This is a genomic window from Streptomyces sp. NPDC048639 (assembly GCF_043199075.1).
GTDB lineage: Bacteria > Actinomycetota > Actinomycetes > Streptomycetales > Streptomycetaceae > Streptomyces.
On the sequence record NZ_JBICVP010000002.1, the window covers coordinates 515,121 to 538,917 of the forward strand.

General features: G+C 71.7%; 21 protein-coding genes. 2 read left to right on the top strand and 19 right to left on the bottom strand.

Annotation, left to right across the window (positions count from 1 at the left end; translation table 11 throughout):
• Positions 1 to 62: 62 nt before the first annotated feature.
• Positions 63 to 1,499: an RsmB/NOP family class I SAM-dependent RNA methyltransferase gene (locus ACGFNH_RS06600; RefSeq protein WP_393651920.1), complete on the bottom strand. Its 1,437-nt coding sequence runs from the start codon at positions 1,497 to 1,499 to the stop codon at positions 63 to 65.
• A gap of 90 nt (positions 1,500 to 1,589) precedes the next feature.
• On the bottom strand, positions 1,590 to 2,522 hold the full coding sequence (fmt, locus tag ACGFNH_RS06605; RefSeq protein WP_393651921.1) for a methionyl-tRNA formyltransferase: 933 nt from the start codon (positions 2,520 to 2,522) through the stop codon (positions 1,590 to 1,592).
• Between the two features lie 268 nt (positions 2,523 to 2,790).
• Between fmt and ACGFNH_RS06610 the strand changes: the two genes are divergently transcribed.
• Entirely contained in the window at positions 2,791 to 3,348 is a 558-nt protein-coding gene (locus tag ACGFNH_RS06610) for a hypothetical protein (RefSeq protein ID WP_393651922.1), read from the top strand.
• Between the two features lie 347 nt (positions 3,349 to 3,695).
• Here the strand turns inward: ACGFNH_RS06610 and ACGFNH_RS06615 are convergent, their stop codons facing one another.
• The 14 genes from ACGFNH_RS06615 to pyrR all read right to left on the bottom strand — a co-directional run bounded on the left by ACGFNH_RS06615 (position 3,696) and on the right by pyrR (position 20,614).
• The gene (locus ACGFNH_RS06615; RefSeq protein WP_393651923.1) at positions 3,696 to 5,879 is read right to left on the bottom strand and encodes a primosomal protein N'; all 2,184 of its coding nucleotides are present in this window, start codon (positions 5,877 to 5,879) and stop codon (positions 3,696 to 3,698) included.
• 201 nt (positions 5,880 to 6,080) lie between these two features.
• The gene (gene metK, locus ACGFNH_RS06620) at positions 6,081 to 7,289 is read right to left on the bottom strand and encodes a methionine adenosyltransferase (protein WP_393651924.1); all 1,209 of its coding nucleotides are present in this window, start codon (positions 7,287 to 7,289) and stop codon (positions 6,081 to 6,083) included.
• 242 nt (positions 7,290 to 7,531) lie between these two features.
• Positions 7,532 to 8,746 carry a bifunctional phosphopantothenoylcysteine decarboxylase/phosphopantothenate--cysteine ligase CoaBC gene (gene coaBC, locus ACGFNH_RS06625; RefSeq protein ID WP_393651925.1) on the bottom strand — a complete coding sequence of 405 codons (1,215 nt, stop codon included), beginning with the start codon at positions 8,744 to 8,746 and terminating at the stop codon, positions 7,532 to 7,534.
• A 106-nt stretch (positions 8,747 to 8,852) separates the two neighbouring features.
• A complete protein-coding gene (gene rpoZ, locus ACGFNH_RS06630; RefSeq protein ID WP_003982715.1) occupies positions 8,853 to 9,125 on the bottom strand; it encodes a DNA-directed RNA polymerase subunit omega in 273 nt (90 codons plus the stop codon).
• Positions 9,126 to 9,151: 26 nt separating this feature from the next.
• On the bottom strand, positions 9,152 to 9,772 hold the full coding sequence (gene gmk / locus ACGFNH_RS06635; RefSeq protein ID WP_393651926.1) for a guanylate kinase: 621 nt from the start codon (positions 9,770 to 9,772) through the stop codon (positions 9,152 to 9,154).
• 38 nt (positions 9,773 to 9,810) lie between these two features.
• Complete coding sequence (locus tag ACGFNH_RS06640; RefSeq protein ID WP_393651927.1) at positions 9,811 to 10,134, bottom strand: integration host factor; 324 nt, start codon at positions 10,132 to 10,134, stop codon at positions 9,811 to 9,813.
• Between the two features lie 357 nt (positions 10,135 to 10,491).
• Positions 10,492 to 11,334 carry an orotidine-5'-phosphate decarboxylase gene (pyrF, locus tag ACGFNH_RS06645; RefSeq protein WP_393651928.1) on the bottom strand — a complete coding sequence of 281 codons (843 nt, stop codon included), beginning with the start codon at positions 11,332 to 11,334 and terminating at the stop codon, positions 10,492 to 10,494.
• A complete protein-coding gene (locus ACGFNH_RS06650; RefSeq protein ID WP_393651929.1) occupies positions 11,334 to 12,449 on the bottom strand; it encodes a quinone-dependent dihydroorotate dehydrogenase in 1,116 nt (371 codons plus the stop codon). The genes pyrF and ACGFNH_RS06650 overlap by 1 nt, the downstream gene beginning before the upstream one ends.
• Before the next feature lie 99 nt (positions 12,450 to 12,548).
• Complete coding sequence (carB, locus tag ACGFNH_RS06655; protein ID WP_393651930.1) at positions 12,549 to 15,860, bottom strand: carbamoyl-phosphate synthase large subunit; 3,312 nt, start codon at positions 15,858 to 15,860, stop codon at positions 12,549 to 12,551.
• Positions 15,844 to 16,992 carry a glutamine-hydrolyzing carbamoyl-phosphate synthase small subunit gene (gene carA, locus ACGFNH_RS06660; RefSeq protein ID WP_393651931.1) on the bottom strand — a complete coding sequence of 383 codons (1,149 nt, stop codon included), beginning with the start codon at positions 16,990 to 16,992 and terminating at the stop codon, positions 15,844 to 15,846. The genes carB and carA overlap by 17 nt, the downstream gene beginning before the upstream one ends.
• Positions 16,989 to 17,561, bottom strand: coding sequence for a hypothetical protein (locus ACGFNH_RS06665; protein ID WP_393651932.1), 573 nt, complete (start codon positions 17,559 to 17,561; stop codon positions 16,989 to 16,991). The genes carA and ACGFNH_RS06665 overlap by 4 nt, the downstream gene beginning before the upstream one ends.
• Entirely contained in the window at positions 17,558 to 18,862 is a 1,305-nt protein-coding gene (locus ACGFNH_RS06670) for a dihydroorotase (RefSeq protein WP_393651933.1), read from the bottom strand. Before ACGFNH_RS06670 ends, ACGFNH_RS06665 begins: the two co-directional genes overlap by 4 nt.
• 2 nt (positions 18,863 to 18,864) lie before the next feature.
• Positions 18,865 to 19,905, bottom strand: a complete 1,041-nt coding sequence (locus ACGFNH_RS06675) for an aspartate carbamoyltransferase catalytic subunit (protein ID WP_393651934.1) — start codon at positions 19,903 to 19,905, stop codon at positions 18,865 to 18,867.
• Positions 19,906 to 19,990: 85 nt separating this feature from the next.
• Complete coding sequence (pyrR, locus tag ACGFNH_RS06680) at positions 19,991 to 20,614, bottom strand: bifunctional pyr operon transcriptional regulator/uracil phosphoribosyltransferase PyrR (RefSeq protein WP_393651935.1); 624 nt, start codon at positions 20,612 to 20,614, stop codon at positions 19,991 to 19,993.
• A 215-nt stretch (positions 20,615 to 20,829) separates the two neighbouring features.
• On the opposite strand from pyrR, the gene bldD reads away from it, so the two are divergent.
• Complete coding sequence (gene bldD / locus ACGFNH_RS06685) at positions 20,830 to 21,330, top strand: transcriptional regulator BldD (protein WP_004948690.1); 501 nt, start codon at positions 20,830 to 20,832, stop codon at positions 21,328 to 21,330.
• A 208-nt stretch (positions 21,331 to 21,538) separates the two neighbouring features.
• On the opposite strand, the gene nusB is transcribed toward bldD, so the two are convergent.
• From nusB to ACGFNH_RS06700, 3 genes are read right to left on the bottom strand one after another with little or no spacing between them, the layout of a single operon-like run.
• The gene (gene nusB / locus ACGFNH_RS06690) at positions 21,539 to 21,967 is read right to left on the bottom strand and encodes a transcription antitermination factor NusB (RefSeq protein ID WP_393651936.1); all 429 of its coding nucleotides are present in this window, start codon (positions 21,965 to 21,967) and stop codon (positions 21,539 to 21,541) included.
• A gap of 2 nt (positions 21,968 to 21,969) precedes the next feature.
• Positions 21,970 to 22,536 (bottom strand): elongation factor P, encoded by a 567-nt coding sequence (efp, locus tag ACGFNH_RS06695; protein WP_393651937.1) that lies wholly within the window; start codon positions 22,534 to 22,536, stop codon positions 21,970 to 21,972.
• Positions 22,537 to 22,596: 60 nt separating this feature from the next.
• Entirely contained in the window at positions 22,597 to 23,703 is a 1,107-nt protein-coding gene (locus tag ACGFNH_RS06700; protein WP_393651938.1) for an aminopeptidase P family protein, read from the bottom strand.
• Between the last annotated feature and the right edge of the window lie 94 nt (positions 23,704 to 23,797).

Below are 23,797 nucleotides of genomic sequence, written 5' to 3' on the forward strand. Positions count from 1 at the left end.
ACAGAGGCCACCCGGAATGAGAGCCGGTCACTCGTTCCGAGACACTGCGCAAGCGGACCTCGTCACCCCGTACGGCGCAGCAGCGCCAGGTACATCGCGTCCGTGCCGTGGAGATGGGGCCACAACTGAACATCCGGGCCCTCACCCAGTGCGGGTACGCCGGGCATCAGCGGGCGGGCGTCGATCCACTCCGCCTCGGGGGCCGTACCGCCGCGGCCCTTCAGCACGTCGTCCACGACGGCACGGGTCTCGGCAGGATGCGGCGAGCACGTCGCGTATCCCACGACTCCGCCGACGCGTACGGCGCCGAGCGCCTCCCGCAGCAGGGCGCGCTGCAGCGGCGCGAAACCGTCGAGGTCCTCGGGACGGCGCCGCCAGCGGGCCTCCGGCCGGCGACGGAGCGCGCCGAGACCGGTGCACGGGACGTCGACCAGCACCCGGTCGAAGACGTCGGGCCGCCACGGCGGCCGGGTGCCGTCCGCCGTGATCACCTGGTACGGGCCGGGGTTCCCCTCGAGTGCCCGCTCGACCAGGCGCGCCCGGTGGGGCTGCTTCTCGGCCGCGAGCAGCGTCGCGCCCCGCTTCGCGGCCAGCGCGGCCAGCAGCGCCGCCTTGCCACCGGGTCCCGCGCAGCCGTCGAGCCAGCGGCTGTCGGCCCCGTCCAGGGGCGCGTTCGCGAGGGCGAGGGCGACGAGTTGGCTGCCCTCGTCCTGCACACCGGCGCGCCCCTCGCGCACGGCGTCGAGGGCTCCGGGCTCACCGCCGTCGGCCAGCCGCACGGCGTACGGTGACCAGCGGCCCGGCAGCCCGGACTCCTCCCCCAGCGTCTCCAGCAGCTCGTCGGTCGTCGACCTGCCGGGGCGGGCGACGAGCGTTACCTCGGGCCGCTCGTTGTCGGCCTCCAGCAGGTCCTCGATCCCCGCGCTGCCGCCGCCGAGCGCGTCCCACAGGGCGGAGACGATCCAGCGGGGGTGCGAGTGGACGACGGCCAGGTGCTCCTCGGGGTCCTGGTCGTAGGGCGGTGCCACGCGGTCCAGCCAGCCGTCGAGGTCGTCGGCCGCGATCCTGCGCAGCACGGCGTTGACGAACTTCGCCCGTCCGTCGCCCAGCACGACCCGCGCCAGTTCGACGGTCGCGGAGACCGCCGCGTGCGTCGGGATGCGCGTACCGAGGAGCTGGTGCGCGCCGAGGCCGAGGACGTCCAGGACGGGCGGGTCGACCTCACGCAGCGGCCGGTCCACGCACGCGGCGATGATCGCGTCGTACATGCCCTGGCGGCGCAGCGTGCCGTACACCAGCTCGGTCGCGAGCGCCGCGTCCCGGGTGTCGAACCCCTCGGTCTCCCGGGCCTTGCGCAGCAGCGGGGGCAGGACGAGGTTGGCGTACGCGTCGCGCTCGTCGACCGCCCGCAGCGCCTCGAAGGCGAGGATGCGGACGGGGTCCTTCTGGGGACGGCGGTACGGCTTGCCGGGACGGCCACGACGGCGCTGGTCGTTCACGGGAAATGTGCTCCGGAGACGGATGGGGACTGAGACCACCAGCCTACGTCCCGCGGACCGGACTCAAGGACCTGGCCGGGGAGCCCGCCTCTACCCGCCCAGCCTCTCCCCGCCCGCGATCCGCACACCGCGCGCCCAATCGGCCGCCCGCATCGGCTTCTTGCCCTGCGGCTGCACCCACTGCAGCTCGACGGCGTGCGAGCCCGTCCCGGCGTGGACCGCCTTCTTCGTGGGGGCGAGATCACCGGCGGCCAGGTCCGTACGGTCCGCGGCCGGCGTCACCGACATGACCTTCAGGCGCTCCCCGCGGAAGACCGTCCAGGCGCCCGGGGCGGGCGCGCAGGCGCGGACGAGCCGGTCCACGCGGAGCGCGGGCGCCGCCCAGTCGATCTCCGCGTCCTCGACGTTGATCTTCGACGCGTGGGTTACGCCCTCGGTGGTCTGCGGCACGGCCTTGAGGGTGCCGTCCTCGATGCCGTCCATCGTCGCGGCGAGCAGGCCGGCGCCCGCGAAGGCGAGACGGGTCAGCAGATCGCCGCTGGTGTCGGTCGGGCGTACGTTCTCGGTCACCACCCCGTAGACCGGACCGGAGTCGAGGGACTCCTCGATCAGGAAGGTCGTCGCACCCGTGACCTCGTCGCCCGCCAGCACCGCGTGCTGCACGGGGGCGGCGCCGCGCCAGGCGGGCAGCAGGGAGAAGTGCAGATTCACCCAGCCGTGAGCCGGGATGTCCAGGGCGGTCCTGGGCAGCAGTGCCCCGTAGGCCACGACCGGGCAGCAGTCGGGGCCGATCTCCCGGAGGCGGGCGAGGAAGTCCTCGTCGCGCGGCCGCGCCGGCTTGAGCACCTCGATGCCCGCCTCCTCCGCGCGCTGCGCGACGGGGCTCGCCACCAGTCGGCGCCCGCGGCCCGCGGCCGCGTCGGGGCGGGTGACGACGCCGGCGACCTCGTGGCGGTCCGAGGCGATCAGGGCGTCAAGGGCGGGTACGGCGACCTCGGGGGTGCCGGCGAAGACGAGCTTCATCGGTGATGCGCTGCCTCTCAGGCGGGAACGACGGCGCCGGGGCTGGCGGCCGCGGCGGAGCACTACAGTCTATGACCTCGCGGAACGCGGCGGCGCTCGCGTCCATGGCAGCACGCGCACTCCCGCGCGCCCCTTGGCAACAGGCTCACGCTCACCGGACCGTGACCACTTCGGCAGGTGACGCGTTGGTCCGGTCAAGAGAGATTGACCGAAATCGGGCCGCAGTTGCGGCCCGATCCTATTCAACGCCGGTTCGAGAGGCTTGTTCATGGCCGAGAACGCAACCCACGACGCCCAGGCGCGGGCCAGTCTGCACCTCCTCGTGCGGGACATCGAGCGGGTCCGCCGGCAGGTGGACGCACTGCGCACCCTCACCGCCCAGTTGGGCAACGTCTACCGGCCGCGGCGCAGCGGCCCGTCCACGGGCTTCGTCGTCTACGGAAGGGCGCCCGCACCGACCGTGCGGCTCGCCCAGGAACTGCGCGACAGCGTCGAGACCCTGGTCACCGCCGCCGTCGACTTCGACCGCTCCCTGGGCTTCTCCTGGGACGCGGTGGGCTCCGCCCTCGGGGTCACCAAGCAGGCGGTGCACCGCCGTTACGGGGCCCGCCGCACGACCGCCGCGAGCGCCGGCGACAGCGAGGCACCGGTCCATACGAGCGAGAGCCCGGCGATGCCCGTCACGCCGTCGCCTTCCGGGCTCCGGCACAGCGGACCGCAGCCGGCCGTGCCCGCGGCCCGCTCGATGGCGCCCCACACCGGCGCCGGGAACCCGGTGCGCGAGGACTCGCGTCCCACCGCCCTTCCGGGGCCACGCCACGGCTGACGTCCTCCGTCCCTCCGACCCCGTTCGCGTCGGCCCTCCAGCATCCGACGCCGATCCCGCCGCGTCACGCGCATCGGGCCGCCACTGCACCTGGTGCAGATCGGCGGCCCGCGCTGCGTTAGGGGGGCGTACGCGTTCGCGGTAGGTCGTACCGGACGGGCCCGGCGCAGCCGACACCGCCCGACGACTCAGCCGACGACGCGGGTGTGCCACAGCCGACGCCGCCTCCTCACCTGCCGGATCACCCATGCGACGGCAGGGGCAACGGGAGTTCCCGTCCCTGCGATCATGGACGGCGCGGGACCGGGGCGCCCGCCCCTTGAGCCCACCCTCCGCGACCCCGCCCCTCAGCCGAGGTCCGGCGGATCTATGCGGACGCGCACAGGTTCTCCCTCGCGTCGCACCGCTCGTGCCGCCTGCGCCGCCTTCAACGCCGCCGCCAGCGCCGCCCCGTTCCCCGGGCGGACGCGCAGCAGGGTGCGCTCCCAGTTCTCCCCCGTCCGGGATCCGCTCTGCGCGGCCGGAGGCGGGTCACCGGCGCGGCGCGGCCGGCCCGGCGGCGGGGCAGGCAGCGGTACGGGCCCCAACACCTCCGTCCCGTCCGGCAGTTGGGCCGTCGTCAGCAGGTCCTGCACATCGTCCGGGCGGCCGACGACCGCCGCCATCCGGGAGACCGGCGGAAAGCCGAGCTCTGCCCGCTCGGCGAGTTCGCGCAGCGCATGGCCCGCGGGGTCCCAGCGGACCAGAGCCTGTACGGGCCGCAGCGTCGGCTCGGCGACGACCACCACCGTGCCGCCGTCGTCCTGGCCCCGGACCAGCGCAGCCGCGCCCAGCCAGCGGCGCAGCGCCTCCTCCCCCGCCCGCAGGTCGGGGCGGCCGAGCATGGCCCAGCCGTCGAGCAGCAGCGCCGCGGCGTAGCCGCCCTCGGCGACCGGCTCCGCGCCGGGCGTGCTCACGATCAGCGCGGGTCTGCCGGGGACGGTGTCGAGGACGTGGTCGCGCCCCGAGGTCCGTACCGGTACGGCGGGAAAGGCCCGCCCCAGCTCCTCGGCCGTGCGGCGCGCCCCGACGACCTGCGCCCGCAGGCGTAGCCCCCCGCACTCGGCGCAGTGCCAGTCCGCCTCCGCGCGCCCGCACCAGCCGCACCGCAGCCCACCCTCGTCCTGCCCTTCGAGCGGCCCCGAACACTGCGTACAGCGCGCCGGGGTACGGCATCGCTCGCACGTCAGCCGAGGGACGTACCCCCGGCGGGGCACCTGGACCAGGACCGGCCCGGTACGCAGCCCCTCGCGCACCACCTGCCAGGCCACGGTGGGCAGCCTGGCGGCGCGCGCGGCCTCGTCGCGCGCCTGGTCCGCGTCGCCGACGGTACGGATCAGCGGCGCCGCGGAACGGACCTGCTCCCGCGGCGCAGCGAGCGGCAACGCCCAGCCTGTTTCGACGAGTTGGGCGCCTTCGACCGTGCAGCCGACCCCGCCGAGCAGAAAGGCGGCCTTCTCGTGCGCGGCGCGCAGCAGCAGCACCTCGCGGGCGTGCGGCTGCGGCGCGTGCTGCTCGCCGTGACTGGAGTCCCCGTCGTCCCAGATCGCGGCCAGACCGAGGTCGCGCACGGGGGCGAACATGGCGGCTCGCGTGCCGACCACGGCACGCACGCTGCCCCGGTTGACCGCGAGCCACCGGCGGTAGCGCTCCTCCGGCCCGCTGTCCGCGGTGAGGAGCACATGGCGCCCGGTGCCGACGAGGGCGGTGAGCGCGGCGTCCACGCGCGCGGCCGTACGCCCGTCGGGCACGACGACGAGCGCACCCCGCCCGGAGGCGAGCGTCGCGGCGGCGGCGCGGGCGACTTCGTCCGCCCACTGCGGTCCGGGGAGCGCGGTCCATACGGCGCGGGGTGCGTCGCCGCGGGCGAGGGCCTGGAGGTAGCCGGAGCCGCTGGCGTACCGCGTCCAGGAGCCGGGCTCGGGCGCCCGGGGCGGCGGCAGCGGGTCCGCGACGGGCTCGGCCTCGGGGCGTACGCGGCGTGGCGGGACGGCGAGTTGGACGACGTCGGCGAGCGCGCCGGCATAGCGGTCGGCGACCGCACGGCACAGGGCCAGCAGGGCGGGGCCGAGCACCGGCTCCGGGGAGAGCACCTGGGCGATGGGCGCCAGCGGTCCGCGGTAGTCGCTCTCCTCGAGCCGCTCGACGATGAAGCCGTCGTGCAGTTCGCCGCCCTCGCGGCGGCCCTTGACCACGCGGGCGCCGAAGCGGACGCGGACGCGGGCACCGGGTTCGGCCTCGGCGTCCATCGCGGCGGGCACGGCGTAGTCGAAGAACTGGTCGAGGTGGATCAGGCCCTTGTCGACCAGCACCCGCGCCACCGGCCGGTGCTCCGCGAGCGCGGCACCGCGCCATGTACGGGGCTTGGCCCGGGGCACCTTCGCCTTGCGCACGGTCTCGCGGATGAGCGCGAGCTGCTCGCCGCCCTGCGGCTCCGCCGCCGGGGACGTCTGCGCCGGATCCTCGCCCGGCGGCCCGTTGTCGCTGCTCACACACACCGTCCTACCAGAGAGGACCGACACCTCACGGCGCGGAGGCCGGCCCGCGTGCACGCCCGCGCACGACGGCGGCGGGGCCCCGCCCCCCCGGGGGGGGGCGCCCCCCGCGGGGGGGGGGGGGGGGGCAACCCCCCCCCCGCGGGGGGCGCCCCCGGCCCGCGGGGGGGGGGCCCGCCGCCGTGATGTGCCGGAGGCTTACAGCCCCACCTCGGAGCGGAGCGCGTCGACCCGGTCCGTGCGCTCCCAGGTGAAGTCCGGGAGCTCGCGGCCGAAGTGACCGTACGCCGCGGTCTGGGCGTAGATCGGGCGGAGCAGGTCCAGGTCGCGGATGATCGCGGCCGGGCGGAGGTCGAAGACCTTGCCGACGGCCTTCTCGATCTTCTCCACGTCGACGGTGGCGGTGCCGAAGGTCTCCACGAAGAGACCGACGGGCTCGGCCTTGCCGATCGCGTACGCGACCTGCACCTCGCAGCGCGAGGCCAGCCCGGCCGCCACGACGTTCTTCGCGACCCAGCGCATCGCGTACGCCGCCGAGCGGTCGACCTTGGACGGGTCCTTGCCGGAGAAGGCGCCGCCGCCGTGGCGGGACATGCCGCCGTAGGTGTCGATGATGATCTTCCGGCCGGTGAGGCCGGCGTCACCCATCGGACCGCCGATCTCGAAGCGCCCGGTGGGGTTCACCAGCAGGCGGTAGCCGGAGGTGTCCAGCTTGATGCCGTCCTCGATGAGCTGGTTGAGGACGTGCTCGACGACGAACTCGCGGATGTCGGGCGCCAGCAGCGAGTCCAGGTCGATGTCGGAGGCGTGCTGCGAGGAGACCACGACGGTGTCGAGGCGCACGGCCTTGTCGCCGTCGTACTCCACGGTGACCTGGGTCTTGCCGTCGGGGCGCAGGTACGGGATGGTCCCGTTCTTCCGCACCTCCGAGAGCCGGCGCGAGAGCCGGTGGGCCAGGTTGATCGGCAGCGGCATCAGCTCGGGCGTCTCGTCGCAGGCGTACCCGAACATCAGGCCCTGGTCGCCCGCCCCCTGCCGGTCCAGCTCGTCCTCGTCGCCCTCGACCCGCTTCTCGTACGCGGCGTCGACGCCCTGCGCGATGTCGGGTGACTGCGCACCGATGGACACCGACACACCACAGGAGGCGCCGTCGAAGCCCTTCTTGGAGGAGTCGTAGCCGATCTCGAGGATCTTGTTGCGGACGAGGGTGGCGATCGGGGCGTACGCCTTGGTCGTCACCTCGCCGGCCACGTGCACGAGGCCCGTGGTGATCAAGGTCTCCACGGCGACCCGCGACGTGGGGTCCTCCTGGAGCAGCGCGTCGAGAATCGTGTCGCTGATCTGGTCAGCGATCTTGTCGGGGTGGCCCTCGGTCACGGACTCCGAGGTGAACAGGCGGCGGGACACATCGCTCCCTGGGGTTGCAGCGGCTGCTGGCTGATCATGGCTGGACCCGTGCGGGGGCTGCGCCCGACGCGGATCCAGCACCAGTTTATCGGTCACTTCCGTCGAACGGACAAGCCATCTCGCTCCTTGGGAGCGCTATGACCTGCGGAACCAACCGTTCATGAATCGTTCGTGCTCCGTTCCCCCTCCACGAGCCGGGCGTGTCGCCCGGTTCCGGACCAACGCGGAACGATCGGAAAATATCAGCGGACGCGCCGGCTCACCAGATCCCACACGATCTCCGCCAGGGCCTCCTTGGGCCCGAGAGGCACGGGAGTCTCGCTGCCGTCGGCGCCGAGCACGACCGCCTCGTTCGCATCCGAACCGAAGGTCTTGCGCTCCCCCACCTCGTTGACGACGAGCAGGTCACAGCCCTTGCGCTCCAGCTTGGCCCGGCCGTTGACCAGGACGTCGTCGGTCTCGGCCGCGAAGCCGACGATCACCTGGCCGGACCGCGCCCGGTCGGCCGAGATCTCGGCGAGAACATCCGGGTTGCGCACCAGGGCGACGGGTTCGGGATCGGCGCCGTCCTTCTTCTTGATCTTGCCCTCGGCGTAGTGCGCGGGGCGGAAGTCCGCCACCGCGGCGGCCATCACCACGGCGTCGGCGTCGGCGGCGGCCTTCAGCACGGCCTCGCGGAGCTGTACGGCGGTGCCCACCGGCACCACGTCGACCCCCGCGGGATCCGGCAGCCCGGTGGTGTTGGCAGCGACGAGCGTCACACGTGCACCACGCGCCACAGCCGTACGGGCGAGGGCGTAGCCCTGCTTGCCCGAGGAGCGGTTGCCGAGGAAGCGGACGGGGTCGAGTGGCTCGCGGGTGCCGCCCGCGCTCACGACGACATGGAGCCCGGCCATGTCCTGTCCCTCCGCGCCCGCGGCCCCGCGGGTGAGCACCCGGCGGCAGACATCGAAGATCTCGGCGGGCTCGGGGAGACGGCCCTTGCCGGTGTCCACACCGGTCAGGCGTCCGACGGCCGGTTCGATGACGACGGCCCCGCGTCGGCGCAGTGTCGCCACGTTCTCCTGCGTGGCCGGGTGCTCCCACATCTCGGTGTGCATGGCGGGCGCGAAGATCACCGGACATCGGGCGGTGAGCAGCGTGTTGGTGAGCAGATCGTCCGCGAGGCCGTGGGCAGCCTTGGCGAGCAGGTCGGCGGTGGCCGGCGCGACCACCACGAGGTCGGCCGCCTGCCCGATGCGGACGTGCGGCACCTCGTGGACCGACTCCCACACCTCGGTCGACACGGGGTTGCCGGAGAGGGCGGACCAGGTGGCCTCGCCGACGAAGTGGAGCGCGGAGCCGGTCGGCACGACCCGTACGTCATGGCCGGACTCGGTCAGGCGGCGCAGCAGCTCGCACGCCTTGTAGGCGGCGATCCCGCCGCTGACCCCCAGAACGACCTCGGGCTTGTCCATCGCTCTCCCCACACCGTGACCTCGTTACGGGCCTGTACCCACCCATGACACACCACAGGCCCGGCGGACGCGCCGCCGGGCCCGGGATGACGATCCGGTATTGCTGCTACTGCGCGGGGCCTTCGACGGCCTCGGAAGTCAGCAGACCCGCATTGATCTCGCGCAGGGCGATCGAGAGCGGCTTCTCGTGCACGTGGGTGTCCACGAGCGGACCGACGTACTCGAGCAGACCCTCGCCGAGCTGTGAGTAGTACGCGTTGATCTGACGCGCGCGCTTGGCCGCGTAGATCACGAGGCTGTACTTCGAGTCCGTGGCCTCGAGAAGCTCGTCGATCGGCGGGTTGATGATGCCCTCGGGCGCGGTGATGGAAGAGGACACGCTCTACCTTCCGAAAGGGGAGAAGATCAGGAAACTCTCATCAAGGCTAGCAGCTCGCGAGCCACGTCCTCGACGGAGGTGTTGACCAGGGTGGTATCGAACTCGGACTCGGCCGCGAGTTCCGTTCTCGCGGCCTCGAGCCGACGCTCGATGACGTCCGGCGGCTCCGTACCCCGGCCGGTGAGCCGGCGGACCAGCTCGTCCCAACTCGGCGGGGCGAGGAAGACGAGCTGCGCGTCGGGCATCGAGTCACGGACCAGCCGTGCGCCCTGGAGGTCGATCTCCAGCAGCACCGGTTCACCGGCCTCCAGGTGATCGAGGACGGCTCTTCGGGGCGTGCCGTACCGGTTTCCGGCGAACTCGGCCCACTCCAGCAGCTCACCGTTGGCGATGAGCTTGTCGAACTCCTCGTCCTCCACGAAGAAGTACTGGACGCCGTGCCGCTCCCCGGGACGGGGCTTGCGGGTGGTCGCCGAGACGGAGAGCCAGACCTCGGGGTGAGCCTTGCGCAGATGGGCGACGACCGTGCTCTTCCCGACCCCGGAGGGGCCGGAGAGCACGGTCAGTCGCGGACGTGCGTCCGGAGTGGCCGGGGTTTCGCCCGGCGTCTCGAGGGGACGGTGCGTCCCCCGGGATGATGCGGCCATGGAGCGATTATCCAGGTTCCCGGGAGTGCCCGGGAACATCAGGAGGTGGCGCCGCCGAACTCGCGCTCGAGCGAGGCGATCTGGTTCGAGCCCAGACCGCGCACACGACGGCTCTCGGAGATGCCGAGCCGCTCCATGATCTGCTTGGCGCGGACCTTGCCGACGCCGGGAAGGGACTCCAGGAGAGCGGAGACCTTCATCTTGCCGATGACGTCGTTCTCCTGACCCTGCTTGATGACCTCATGCAGGGTCGCACCGGAGTGCTTGAGTCGATTCTTGACCTCGGCCCGCTCCCGGCGAGCCGCGGCGGCCTTTTCGAGCGCGGCTGCGCGCTGTTCAGGGGTAAGGGGCGGAAGAGCCACGCCTACGTCACCTCGGATGTCGAACTGTCGGATACGGACCGGTGAGGAACCTAGTCGCCCCACACCTGCGGAGCAACGAGCAACGCGCTTGCACGTTCGCTCTGCGACGGAGACTAGCGGGCAAGTGCGCCGGAGTCAGCGAGAACGGCGGAAAAGTCCTGGTCAGCCTCGCTTGACTGGGACATTTAGGGCAAATAGCCCCGGGTTTGCCTCGAAATTGTTCAACAGCCTGACCTGCGCGACCGTGGAAAGACCGCCGTACGGGGCGAGCGTGGAGCCCGGCAGGGGCCCCGCGCCCGTTCGGTCCTCGCGGGATCTGTAGGGATTTCCCAGCGCGATCCGCGGCGGGAAAGTCGGTCAGCTCCCCCGTACGGCGGCCCGTACCTCGTCGGCGAGTCGGGCCGCGGCGTCCCGCAGCCCCGCCGCATCCGGGCCGTGGCGGAGCACCCCGCGGCTGACGCTGGGCACCACGTTGCCCACCGCGGCGCCGAAGACACCGGGCAGATCCGCCGGAGTCGCACCCTGGGCGCCGATCCCGGGCGCGAGGAGCGGGCCGTTGATCGCCAGATCGGCACCCGCCTCACCGAGGGTCGCGCCGACGACCGCGCCGACGGAGCCCAGCGGGGACGCCCCCGCGTTCTCGGCCGCCATATGGTCGAGCATCACCTGCGCGAGGGACCTGCCGTCCGCGACGGTGGCGCGCTGCACCTCGGCCCCTTCGGGGTTGGAGGTGAGCGCGAGGACGAAGACCCCGCAGCCGGCGGCCTCCGCCGCATCCAGCGCCGGGCGCAGCGAGCCGAAGCCGAGATACGGGCTGACCGTCACGGCATCGGAGAACAGCGGGCTGTCCGGGTGCAGATACGTGGCGGCGTACGCGCCCATGGTGGAGCCGATGTCGCCGCGCTTGGCGTCCATGAGCACCAGGGCCCCCGCGGCGCGCGCCTCGGCGACGGCCTGCTCCAGGACGGCGATTCCGCGCGAGCCGAAGCGCTCGAAGAACGCGGACTGCGGCTTGAGGACGGCGACACGATCGGCGAGGGCCTCGACAACCGTACGAGTGAACCGTTCCAGGCCGCTGACGTCGTCGTTCAGCCCCCAGTCGGTGAGCAGCGACGCGTGCGGGTCGATCCCGACGCACAGCGGACCACGGGTGTCCATGGAGCGGCGCAGACGCGCGCCGAACGGCTCCGGTTCGGTCATCAGGCGGCAGCCTTCCGGGTCTCGGCGCCGACGGCGTCGGCGAGGGTGGCGTACGGGCTCCGGGCGAGGCGCTCGGCGAGCCCGGCGTTGATCGTGCGGCACCACCACGGGCCGGCATAGATGAAGCCGCTGTAACCCTGGACCAGGGTGGCGCCGGCGAGGATGCGTTCCCAGGCGTCGCCGGCGGTCTCGATGCCGCCGACGCCGATGAGCGTGATCCGGTCGCCCACGCGCGCGTAGAGCCGGCGCAGGACCTCCAGGGACCGGGCCTTCAGCGGTGCTCCGGAGAGCCCTCCGGCGCCGATCGCCTCGATCTCCGTCCGTTGAGTGGCCAGGCCGAGGCCGTCGCGGGCGATGGTGGTGTTGGTGGCGATGATGCCGTCGAGGCCCAGCTCGACCGCGAGATCGGCGACGGTGTCCACGTCCTCGTCGGCGAGGTCCGGGGCGATCTTGACGAGCAGCGGGACACGGCGGCCGGTGACCGTACGGTCGGCGGCCTCGCGGACGGCCGAGAGCAGTGGGCGGAGGTGCTCGACGGCTTGGAGATTCCTCAGTCCGGGTGTGTTCGGGGAGCTGACGTTGACGACGAGGTAGTCGGCGCGGGCCGCGAGTCGCTCGGTCGACGTCACATAGTCGGCGACGGCTTCATCCTCGGGGACGACCTTCGTCTTGCCGATGTTGACGCCGACGACCGCCGGGAAGGCCGCGCGGCGGGCGTCCAGCCGAGCGGCGACCGCGGCCGAACCCTCGTTGTTGAACCCCATGCGGTTGATCAGCGCGCGGTCCGGGACCAGCCGGAAGAGCCTCTGCCGGGGATTGCCCGGCTGTGGCTGGGCGGTGACGGTGCCGATCTCGACATGGCCGAACCCGAGCATGGCGAGCCCGTCGATGCCGGTCGCGTTCTTGTCGAAGCCGGCGGCCAGCCCGAAGGGGCCGGGCATGCACAGGCCCAGCGCCTCGGTCCGCAGCGCCCGGTGCCGCGGCGCGAGAACGGCCGCGACCAGCGTCCGCAGGACAGGGACCCGGGCGGCGAGCCGGATCCACGAGAAGGCCAGGTGGTGGGCCCGCTCGGGGTCCATCCGCCGGAAGATCAGTCGGAACAGGAGGGAGTACATGGTGTGTGCCGGGCCTTCCGCGGCGAGCAGGGATGTCCAGGGACCGGGGTGTCCGGAAACCGCCCACCCGCCGGCGAGGGCGGGTGGGCGGAGGAGGACCTAGGCCGTACGGGCCGCGGTGAGGTGCTCCGCGTGCTCCTGGAGGGAGCGGACACCGACGTCTCCGCGGCTGAGTGCCTCGATGCCCTGGACGGCGGCGGCCAGCGCCTGGACCGTCGTCAGGCACGGGACACCGCGGGCGACGGCGGCGGTGCGGATGTCGTAGCCGTCGAGGCGGCCGCCGGTGCCGTACGGGGTGTTGACGATCAGGTCGACGTGGCCCTCGTGGATGAGCTGGACGATGGTCTTCTCACCCCGCGGACCTTCGCCCTCGCTGTGCTTGCGCACCACCGTGGCGTTGATGCCGTTGCGCTTGAGGACCTCGGCGGTGCCGGAGGTGGCGAGCAGTTCGAAGCCCATGCCGACCAGTTCGCGTGCCGGGAAGATCAGCGAGCGCTTGTCGCGGTTGGCGACGGAGACGAACGCCCGGCCCTTGGTGGGCAGCGCGCCGTACGCTCCGGCCTGCGACTTGGCGTAGGCGGTGCCGAAGACCGAGTCGATGCCCATGACCTCTCCGGTGGAGCGCATCTCCGGCCCGAGGACGGTGTCCACACCGCGCCCGGAGGCGTCGCGGAAGCGGCTCCAGGGCATCACGGCCTCCTTGACGGAGATCGGCGCGTCCAGCGGTAGCGTGCCGCCGTCACCGGACGGCGGGAGCAGGCCCTCGGAGCGCAGCTCGGCGATGGTCGCGCCGAGGGAGATGCGGGCGGCGGCCTTCGCCAGGGGTACGGCGGTGGCCTTGGAGGTGAAGGGGACCGTACGGGAGGCGCGCGGGTTGGCCTCCAGGACGTAGAGGATGTCCCCGGCCATGGCGAACTGGATGTTGATCAGGCCGCGGACGCCGACGCCCTTGGCGATGGCCTCGGTGGAGATGCGCAGCCGCTTGATGTCGAAGCCGCCGAGGGTGATCGGGGGCAGCGCGCAGGCGGAGTCGCCGGAGTGGATGCCGGCTTCCTCGATGTGCTCCATGACGCCGCCGAGGTAGAGGTCCTGGCCGTCGTAGAGGGCGTCGACGTCGATCTCGATGGCGTCGTCCAGGAAGCGGTCGATGAGGACCGGGTGCTCGGAGATGAGCCCGGCGTGGCGGGTCAGATACTCGCCGAGGGAGGGCTCGTCGTAGACGATCTCCATGCCGCGGCCGCCGAGGACGTAGGAGGGGCGGACCATGACCGGGTAGCCGATCTCGGTGGCGATGGCCTTGGCCTCGTCGAAGGAGAACGCGGTGCCGTACTTCGGGGCGGGCAGTCCGGCCTCGGTGAGCACGCGGCCGAACGCGCCGCGGTCCTCGGCGGCGTGGATGGCCTCCGGAGAGGTGCCGACGATCGGTACGCCGTTGTCCTTGAGGGCTTGGGCGAGGCCGAGGGGGGTCTGGCCGCCGAGCTGGACGATGACGCCCGCGACCGGCCCGGCCTGCGATTCGGCGTGGACGATCTCCAGGACGTCCTCCAGGGTGAGCGGCTCGAAGTAGAGCCGGTCGGAGGTGTCGTAGTCGGTGGAGACGGTCTCGGGGTTGCAGTTGACCATGACGGTCTCGTAGCCCGCGTCGTGCAGGGCGAAGGAGGCGTGCACGCAGGAGTAGTCGAACTCGATGCCCTGGCCGATGCGGTTGGGGCCCGAGCCGAGGATGATCACCGCGGGCTTCTCGCGCGCGGCGACCTCGCTCTCCTCGTCGTAGGAGGAGTAGAAGTACGGGGTACGGGCGGCGAATTCGGCGGCGCAGGTGTCGACGGTCTTGTAGACCGGGCGGATGCCGAGCGCGTGCCGCACCTCGCGGACGACGTCCTCGCGCAACCCCCGGATCTCGGCGATCTGGGCGTCGGAGAAGCCGTAGCGCTTGGCTTCGGCGAGCAGCTCGGGGCCGAGCTTGTCCGCCGCGGCGATCTCGTCCGCGATCTCCTTGATCAGGAAGAGCTGGTCGGTGAACCAGGGGTCGATCTTCGTGGAGGCGAAGACCTCCTCCGGGGTGGCGCCGGCGCGGATGGCCTGCATGACGGTGTTGATCCGGCCGTCGGTGGGGACGCGGGCGGTGTTCAGCAGCCCGGCCAGCTCCCCCGGGTCGCCGGTGAAGGAGAACTGGCTGCCCTTCTTCTCCAGGGAGCGCAGCGCCTTGTTCAGCGCCTCGGGGAAGTTCCGGCCCATGGCCATGGCCTCGCCGACGGACTTCATGGTGGTGGTGAGGGTGGCGTCCGCCGCGGGGAACTTCTCGAACGCGAACCGCGGCACCTTCACCACAACGTAGTCGAGGGTGGGCTCGAACGACGCCGGGGTCTCCCGCGTGATGTCGTTGGGGATCTCGTCCAGGGTGTAGCCGACGGCGAGCTTGGCCGCGATCTTCGCGATCGGGAAGCCCGTGGCCTTCGACGCCAGGGCCGAGGAGCGGGAGACGCGCGGGTTCATCTCGATGACGATGACCCGGCCGTCCTCGGGGTCGACCGCGAACTGGATGTTGCAGCCGCCGGTGTCCACACCGACCTCGCGGATGACCGCGATGCCGATGTCCCGCAGGATCTGGTACTCGCGGTCGGTCAGCGTCATCGCCGGGGCGACGGTGATCGAGTCACCGGTGTGCACACCCATCGGGTCGAAGTTCTCGATGGAGCAGACGACCACGACGTTGTCGTGCTTGTCGCGCATCAGCTCCAGCTCGTACTCCTTCCAGCCGAGGATCGACTCCTCCAGGAGCACCTCGGTCGTCGGGGAGAGCGTCAGGCCCTGGCCCGCGATACGGCGCAGCTCCTCCTCGTCGTGCGCGAAGCCGGAGCCCGCGCCGCCCATGGTGAAGGACGGCCGTACGACGACGGGGTAGCCGCCGAGCGTCTCGACGCCCGCCATGATCTCGTCCATGGAGTGGCAGATCACCGACCGGGCGGACTCGCCGTGACCGATCTTCGCCCGGACGGCCTCGACGACGTCCTTGAACTGGTCGCGGTCCTCGCCCTTGTGGATGGCCTCGACGTTGGCGCCGATCAACTCGACGCCGTACTCCTGGAGCGTGCCCGCCTCGTGCAGGGAGATCGCGGTGTTCAGCGCGGTCTGGCCGCCGAGGGTGGGCAGCAGCGCGTCGGGGCGCTCCTTGGCGATGATCTTCTCGACGATGTCCGGGGTGATCGGCTCGACGTACGTGGCGTCGGCGATCTCCGGGTCCGTCATGATCGTGGCCGGGTTGGAGTTGACCAGGATCACGCGCATGCCCTCGGCCTTGAGGACACGGCAGGCCTGGGTGCCGGAGTAGTCGAATTCGGCGGCCTGGCCGATGACGATCGGCCCCGATCCGATGACCAGGACGGACTGGATGTCAGTGCGCTTGGGCACGCTGGTCCTCCATGAGCGAGACGAAGCGGTCGAACAGGTACGCGGCGTCGTGCGGACCCGCGGCCGCCTCGGGGTGGTACTGGACGCTGAAGGCCGGGGCATCGAGGCACCGCAGACCCTCGACCACGCCGTCGTTGAGGCAGACATGGGAAACCTGGGCGCGCCCGAAGGGCGTATCGGAGTCGCGGTCGAGCGGAGCGTCGACGGCGAAGCCGTGGTTGTGCGCGGTGACCTCGACCCTGCCGGTGGTGCGGTCCTGGACCGGCTGGTTGATACCGCGGTGGCCGTACTTCAGCTTGAACGTGCCGAAGCCCAGCGCGCGGCCGAGGATCTGGTTGCCGAAGCAGATACCGAACAGCGGGGTCCTGCGCTCCAGCACCCCCCGCATCAGCGAGACGGGATGGTCGGCGGTGGCCGGGTCGCCCGGGCCGTTGGAGAAGAACACACCGTCCGGGTTCACCGCGTAGATGTCCTCCACCGACGCGGTGGCGGGGAGGACGTGCACCTCGATGCCGCGCTGGGCCATGCGGTGCGGCGTCATGCCCTTGATGCCCAGATCGATCGCGGCCACGGTGAACGTCTTCTCACCGATCGCCGGGACGACGTAGGTCTCGGTGGTGGCCACCTCGGCGCTGAGGTTCGCGCCCTTCATCTGCGGCGCGTCCTGTACGCGCGCCAGCATCGCAGCGTCGTCGCCGATCGCCGCGCCGGAGAAGATCCCGACGCGCATCGCACCGCGCTCCCGCAGATGGCGGGTCAGCGCACGGGTGTCGATCCCGCTGATACCGACCACACCCTGAGCGGCCAGCTCCTCATCCAAGCCGCGCACGGAGCGCCAGTTGGACGGCAGGCGGGCGGGATCGCGCACCACATAGCCGGCCACCCAGATCTTCTTCGACTCGGCGTCCTCGTCGTTGACGCCGGTGTTGCCGATGTGGGGGGCGGTCATGACGACGACCTGGCGGTGGTACGAGGGGTCGGTCAGCGTCTCCTGGTAGCCGGTCATGCCGGTGGAGAAGACGGCCTCACCGAAGGTCTCCCCCACGGCCCCGTAGGCACGGCCGCGGAAACTGCGGCCGTCCTCCAGGACAAGTACGGCGGGGGTCCTGGCCCCCGGGGTGGAGGTCGTCATCGTGCGCCTTCCTGGTGGGTGGTGGTGCTGTCGAGCGTGGTGACCCAGGCCCGGTGCTCCTCGGAACGGTCGGAGCGGAAGCCGGAGTCGATCAGGGTGTCGCCGTGCTGCCAGGTGATCACCAGCAGGCCGCCCTCGGTGAGGACCTTGCCCGCGATCCCCTTGTCGAGCCGGGCACCGCGCAGCGCGTCCGCGGGCACGAAGAAGTCCCGTGCCCCGGGGCGTATGACGGACAGTCCCTCGTCGGTGAGCGTCAGCTCGGCGCGGCTGCGGGTGCCGAGGCCGTGGGCGACGATCCGGTCGAGCCACTGACCCGCGGTGGTGGAGCCGTGGTAGCGGCCGGTCATGGAGAGCCGGGGATCGCCGGTGGCCTCCGGGGCCTCGGGCAGCTCGGGGAGGCCGGACTGGAGCAGCCCGCGCCACTTCCAGCCCTCGCGCATCAGCCAGTAGAGCAGGGCGACGAAGAGCAGCAGGCCGACGACCCACCCGATGCGTGCGGCGAGGTCGGTGACGTCCTGGGACTTCTGCTCAGCTGCCAGCTCGGCGGCCAGTCGGATGTGTGGTGTCACGCCAGCTTCCCGTCCACGACCGTTGCCCGGCCCCGCAGGAAGGTGTGGGTGACGCGCCCGGGCAGCTCACGGCCCTCGTACGGGGTGTTGCGGCTGCGGGAGGCGAAGCCCGCGGGGTCCACGACACCACGGTATGCCGGATCGACGAGGGTCAGGTTGGCCGGCTCACCCACCGAGACGGGGCGTCCGTGGCCCTCCAGGCGGCCGATGGCGGCCGGGCGGAAGGACATGCGCTCGGCGACCTGGGCCCAGTCGATGAGGCCGGTCTCGACCATTGTGTGCTGGACGACGGCGAGCGCGGTCTCCAGTCCGACCATGCCCATGGCCGCCGCGCCCCACTCGCAGTCCTTGTCCTCGTGCGGGTGCGGGGCGTGGTCGGTGGCGACGCAGTCGATGGTGCCGTCGGCGAGGGCCTCGCGCAGGGCCATGACGTCGGCCTCGGTGCGCAGGGGCGGGTTCACCTTGTAGACGGGGTTGTAGGACCGTACGAGCTCGTCGGTGAGAAGCAGGTGGTGCGGGGTGACCTCGGCGGTGACGTTCCACCCCTTGGACTTGGCCCAGCGGACGATCTCGACCGAGCCGGCGGTGGAGAGGTGGCAGATGTGCACGCGAGAGCCGACATGGGCGGCCAGCAGCACATCGCGAGAGATGACCGACTCCTCGGCGACGGCGGGCCAGCCGCCGAGGCCGAGTTCGGCGGAGACGATGCCCTCGTTCATCTGGGCGCCTTCGGTGAGGCGCGGCTCCTGGGCGTGCTGGGCGATGACTCCGTCGAAGGCCTTCACGTACTCCAGCGCCCGGCGCATGATCACGGCGTCGTCGACGCACTTGCCGTCGTCGGAGAAGACCCGGACGCCGGCGGCGGAGTCGTGCATGGCACCGAGCTCGGCGAGCTGCTTGCCCTCCAGGCCGACGGTGACGGCGCCGACGGGCTGTACGTCGCAGTAGCCCGACTCCCGGCCGAGCCGCCAGACCTGCTCGACGACACCGGCGGTGTCGGCGACGGGGAAGGTGTTGGCCATGGCGTGGACGGCGGTGAAGCCGCCGACGGCCGCGGCGCGGGTGCCGGTGAGAACGGTCTCGGAGTCCTCGCGGCCCGGCTCGCGCAGATGCGTGTGCAGATCGACCAGGCCCGGCAGCAGGATCCGGCCCTCCGCGTCGATGACGTCTGAGCCCTCGGCGCTGGAGACGGTCAGGTCGGTGCCGACGGCCGTAATGGTCTCGCCGGTGATCAGTACATCCTGCGGCTCTCCGCCGAGGATCCGCGCGCCGCGGAGGAGGGTCTTCTTCGGCTCGCTCATGGTCACTTGCTCTCCTCGGTGCGGGATGTCGACGGTGCAGGCTCGGCACCGCCGAGCAGCAGGTAGAGGACGGCCATCCGGATGCTGACGCCGTTGGCGACCTGCTCGACGGCCGTGCAGCGCGGCGAGTCGGCGACCTCGGCGGTGATCTCCATGCCGCGGTTCATGGGGCCGGGGTGCATGACGATCGCGTGCTCCGGCATACGGCTCATCCGCTCGCCGTCGAGCCCGTACCGGCGGGCGTACTCGCGCTCGGTGGGGAAGAAAGCGGCGTTCATGCGCTCGCTCTGGACGCGCAGCATCATCACGGCGTCGGACTTCGGCAGGACCGCGTCCAGGTCGTAGCCGACCTCGCAGGGCCAGGTCTCGACGCCGATGGGCAGCAGGGTGGGCGGCGCGATCAGGGTGACCTCGGCGCCGAGGGTGTGCAGCAGATGGACGTTGGAGCGGGCGACCCGGCTGTGCAGGATGTCGCCGACGACGGTGATACGGCGGCCGGAAAGGTCGCGGCCTGTGCCTCCCCCAGCTACCGCTGGGAGGTACCCCCAGCCCGGCCCCCGGTGGTGGGTGGGGCCGCCGTCGGCCGCGCCCGCGAGGTGGCGGCGCATGGTGAAGGCGTCCAGCAGCGCCTGGGTGGGGTGCTCGTGTGTTCCGTCGCCGGCGTTGACGACCGAGCCCTTGATCCAGCCGGAGGTGGCCAGGCGGTGCGGGGCGCCGGAAGCGTGGTGCCGGATGACGACGGCATCAGCGCCCATCGCCTCCAGGGTCAGCGCCGTGTCCTTGAGCGACTCGCCCTTGGACACCGAGGAGCCCTTGGCGGAGAAGTTGATGACGTCGGCCGACAGCCGCTTGGCCGCCGCCTCGAAGGAGATACGGGTCCGGGTCGAGTCCTCGAAGAAGAGGTTGACGACGGTGCGGCCGCGCAGGGTCGGCAGCTTCTTGATCGGCCGGTCGGCGACCCGGGCCATCTCCTCGGCGGTGTCGAGGATCAGGACGGCGTCGTCGCGGGTGAGGTCGGCGGCCGAGATGAGGTGACGCTTCATCTGGTGGCTCCGTGGTGGGAGTTGAGGTGTGACGGGTGGGCGCGCGTGACCGCGGCCCCGGGGTCACCGGGTCCGTGGGGAGGTGCTACTGCTCGACTGCGGAGGCGGGCTCGCTCCCCCGGACTCCGTCCGGGGGGACCGCCACCTCGCTTCGCTCGCCGAGAAGCACGCTGTCGCGCCCGTCCTCTTCGGTGAGCTGGACCTTCACCGTCTCCCGCAGCGACGTCGGGAGGTTCTTGCCGACGTAGTCGGCGCGGATGGGCAGTTCGCGGTGGCCGCGGTCGACGAGAACCGCGAGCTGTACGGCGCGGGGGCGGCCGATGTCGCCCAGCGCGTCGAGCGCGGCGCGGATCGTGCGGCCGGAGAACAGCACGTCGTCGACCAGGACGACCAGGCGGCCGTCGACACCGTCATCGGGGATCTCCGTGCGCGCGAGGACGCGGGCGGGCCGCAGCCGCAGATCGTCGCGGTACATGGTGATGTCGAGGGAGCCGACGGGCACGGGGCGTCCGGTGATCTCCTCGAGCTTGGCGGCCAGCCTGCGGGCGAGGAAGACCCCGCGGGTGGGGATGCCGAGAAGCACCACGTCGTCGGCGCCCTTGGCGCGCTCGACGATCTCGTGGGCGATACGGGTGAGGACCCGGGCGATGTCGGGTGCCTCGAGCACGGGGCGCGCAGAGAGCGGGCCTTCCGGGCCTGTTGTGTCCATACGAAACGGACCTCCTTCTCCGCCTCACGGGACGGACCTTAAAGGACGTCGGGATGTGCAGGGCCAACGGTACCAGGGGGCGTCCGCGGGCCCCCCGGCACCCCTCGACCCCTCTGACCTCCCATGACAACGGGTGTAGACCCGTTCCGCTTGACGATGTGGGATTACGCTGCGTAACCTCACAGTGAGTGACCATCCTTCGTCCGGGGAGCTATATGTCCAGCGAATACGCCAAACAGCTCGGGGCCAAGCTTCGCGCCATCCGCACCCAGCAGGGGCTCTCTCTCCACGGCGTCGAGGAGAAGTCGCAGGGACGCTGGAAGGCCGTCGTCGTCGGCTCGTACGAGCGTGGCGACCGGGCCGTGACCGTGCAGCGTCTAGCGGAGCTCGCGGACTTCTACGGCGTCCCTGTGCAGGAGCTGCTGCCGGGTACCACACCCGGCGGCGCCGCCGAGCCGCCGCCGAAGCTGGTGCTGGACCTGGAGCGTCTGGCGCATGTGCCGGCCGAGAAAGCGGGTCCGCTGCAGCGCTATGCCGCGACGATCCAGAGCCAGCGCGGTGACTACAACGGCAAGGTCCTGTCGATCCGCCAGGACGACCTCCGCACGCTCGCGGTGATCTACGACCAGTCGCCCTCGGTTCTGACCGAGCAGCTCATCAGCTGGGGCGTGCTGGACGCGGACGCCCGCAGGGCCGTGCAGCACGAGGACGCCTGACCACAGACTCGACCTGTGACCCGGATCGGAGCCGGTCGGAGCCGGTCCGGAGCAGAAACGTCACGTCCCTTGCCGACCGCCCTCGGGAAACCCCGAGGGCGCCGGGACGAACGAACCGGGCCCGGAACGGAAAGCTCTCCGTTCCGGGCCCGGTGTCGTCGTACGGGTGCTGCCGGTGCGCGCGGGCCGGGCGGGCCCGCGCGGCGGCTCAGGCTCTGCGCAAGGACGGCTTGAGGTCCTTGAGACGGCCCAGCAGACCGTTCACAAAAGCCGGCGACTCGTCCGTGGAGAACTCCTTGGCCAACTGCACGGCCTCGTCGATCACCACGGCGTCCGGGACGTCGTCCTCCCAGATCAACTCGTACGCGCCGAGCCGCAGGATGTTGCGGTCCACCACGGGCATCCGGTCGAGCGTCCAGCCGACCGCGTAGGTGGCGATCAGCTCGTCGATCCGCTCCGCACGCCCCTCGTACCCTTCGACGAGCTGCATCGTGTATTCGCTGACCGGCGGCTGCCGGTCGTCGGTCCGCGCGAGCCGCAGCCAGTCCGCGAGCACCGTCTTCACGGCGACATCGCGCTGATCGGACTCGAAGAGGATCTGAAATGCGCGCTTCCGGGCCTTGTTGCGTGCAGCCACGATTACTTGTTCACCCGGCCGAGGTACTCGCCGGAGCGGGTGTCGACCTTGATCTTCTCTCCGGTGGTGATGAAGAGGGGAACACCGATCTCGTAGCCGGTCTCCAGACGGGCGGGCTTGGAGCCGCCGGTGGAGCGGTCGCCCTGGATGCCGGGCTCGGTGTACTCGATCGACAGCTCGACGGCGGCCGGAAGCTCGACGTACAGCGGGCTGCCCTCGTACATCGCCACGACGGCCTCGAAGCCCTCGAGGAGGAAGTTGGCGGCGTCGCCCACGGTCTCCGGGGTGATGTGGAGCTGGTCGTACGTGTCCATGTCCATGAACACGAAGTCACTGCCGTCCTTGTACGAGAACTGCATGCCTCGCTTGTCGACGTTGGCCGTCTCGACCTTCACGCCGGCGTTGAAGGTCTTGTCGACGACCTTGCCGGAAAGCACGTTCTTCAACTTGGTGCGGACAAAGGCAGGGCCCTTGCCGGGCTTGACATGCTGAAACTCGACGACGGACCAGAGCTGGCCCGCGTCGAGCTTGAGCACCATGCCGTTCTTCAGGTCGTTCGTGCTGGCCACGGTTGCGTAATTCTCCTGGACTGGCTGGCGGGTAAGACCTCGGCTGTGCGCCCGGAATCCCTAGAGCGCGAGCAGTTCCTTGGTCGTAATGGTGAGTAGCTCAGGTCCGCCGTCCGCCTCGGGACGGACGACGAGCGTGTCGGTGATCCGGACACCACCCCTGCCCGGGAGGTGAACCCCAGGCTCGACGGTGACCGGCACACAAGCGTCCAGTTTACCCATGGCTGTGGGGGCGAGCTGAGGCTCCTCGTCGATTTCCAGTCCTACACCGTGCCCCGTGGAGGGCGCCAGCCCGTCTCCGTGCCCCGCCGCGTCCAGAACGTGGCGCGCCGCATGGTCCACCTGGCAGTACGCGGTGCCCGGCGCGAGCGCCTCGCGACCCGCCCGCTGGCTTGCGAAGACCAGCTCGTAGAGGTCGATCTGCCAGCCCGCCGGCGAGGTGCCGATGACGAACGTACGGCCCAGTTCGCAGCGGTAGCCGCGGTAGTTCGCGCCCAGGCGGACGCTCAGGAAGTCGCCCTCCTCGACGCGGCGGTCGGTGGGCAGATGGCCGTCGGCGCCGGCGTTCGGCCCCGTCGCGACCGAGGTGGGAAACGCCGGGCCGTCCGCGCCGTGGTCGACGAGCCGGCGCTCCAGCTCCAGGGCGAGATGCCGCTCCGTACGGCCGACGAGGATCGACTCCAGCAGCTCGCCCAGTGCCTGGTCGGAGATCTCGGCGGCGATGCGCAGACAGGCGATCTCCTCGTCGTCCTTGATCAGCCGCTGCTGCTCGACGGCGCGGCCCAGGTCGGCGAGGAGCACGCGCGGTGCGGCCTCGCCCAGGGCTCGGTGCCGGGAGACGGTGAGGTGGTGCTCCTCGACGGCCAGGGAATCGGCCCCGGCCTCTGCCGCGAGGCCCGCGGCAGCGACGGCCGCGTCGGCGGAAGGTACGGGGAGGGCCAGGACCCGCAGGTCCTCGGCGAGACGGCCCTCGGCCGGATCGCCGGACGGGGGGCCGACGCTGAGCAGAACGTCCTCGGCGGGACCGAGCAGCAGGGCCGCGCCCTGCGGTGCGGCGCCCGCGAGATAGCGAACGTTCGCGGGACGCGAGACCAGTACGGCGGCGCGTCCTGCCGCCGCACACATATCGCGCAGGCGCGTACGCCTGGCCGCGTGCACCTCTGCCATGCCTCCGAGCCTACGAGCGGTGGCCGGACCCGGCCCGGTGAGCACCGCCGGACGGGCGGCGGGGGCCATCCGCGGGGGGACCTCGTCCGCAGTG

Coding starts and splice junctions, on each gene's coding strand:
- fmt (WP_393651921.1), bottom strand. CDS start 2,522: ATGAAGCTCGTCTTCGCCGGCACCCCCGAGGTCGCCGTACCCGCCCTT.
- ACGFNH_RS06610 (WP_393651922.1), top strand. CDS start 2,791: ATGGCCGAGAACGCAACCCACGACGCCCAGGCGCGGGCCAGTCTGCAC.
- coaBC (WP_393651925.1), bottom strand. CDS start 8,746: ATGGACAAGCCCGAGGTCGTTCTGGGGGTCAGCGGCGGGATCGCCGCC.
- gmk (WP_393651926.1), bottom strand. CDS start 9,772: ATGGCCGCATCATCCCGGGGGACGCACCGTCCCCTCGAGACGCCGGGC.
- pyrF (WP_393651928.1), bottom strand. CDS start 11,334: ATGACCGAACCGGAGCCGTTCGGCGCGCGTCTGCGCCGCTCCATGGAC.
- ACGFNH_RS06650 (WP_393651929.1), bottom strand. CDS start 12,449: ATGTACTCCCTCCTGTTCCGACTGATCTTCCGGCGGATGGACCCCGAG.
- carA (WP_393651931.1), bottom strand. CDS start 16,992: ATGACGACCTCCACCCCGGGGGCCAGGACCCCCGCCGTACTTGTCCTG.
- ACGFNH_RS06670 (WP_393651933.1), bottom strand. CDS start 18,862: ATGAGCGAGCCGAAGAAGACCCTCCTCCGCGGCGCGCGGATCCTCGGC.
- ACGFNH_RS06675 (WP_393651934.1), bottom strand. CDS start 19,905: ATGAAGCGTCACCTCATCTCGGCCGCCGACCTCACCCGCGACGACGCC.
- pyrR (WP_393651935.1), bottom strand. CDS start 20,614: ATGGACACAACAGGCCCGGAAGGCCCGCTCTCTGCGCGCCCCGTGCTC.
- bldD (WP_004948690.1), top strand. CDS start 20,830: ATGTCCAGCGAATACGCCAAACAGCTCGGGGCCAAGCTTCGCGCCATC.
- ACGFNH_RS06700 (WP_393651938.1), bottom strand. CDS start 23,703: ATGGCAGAGGTGCACGCGGCCAGGCGTACGCGCCTGCGCGATATGTGT.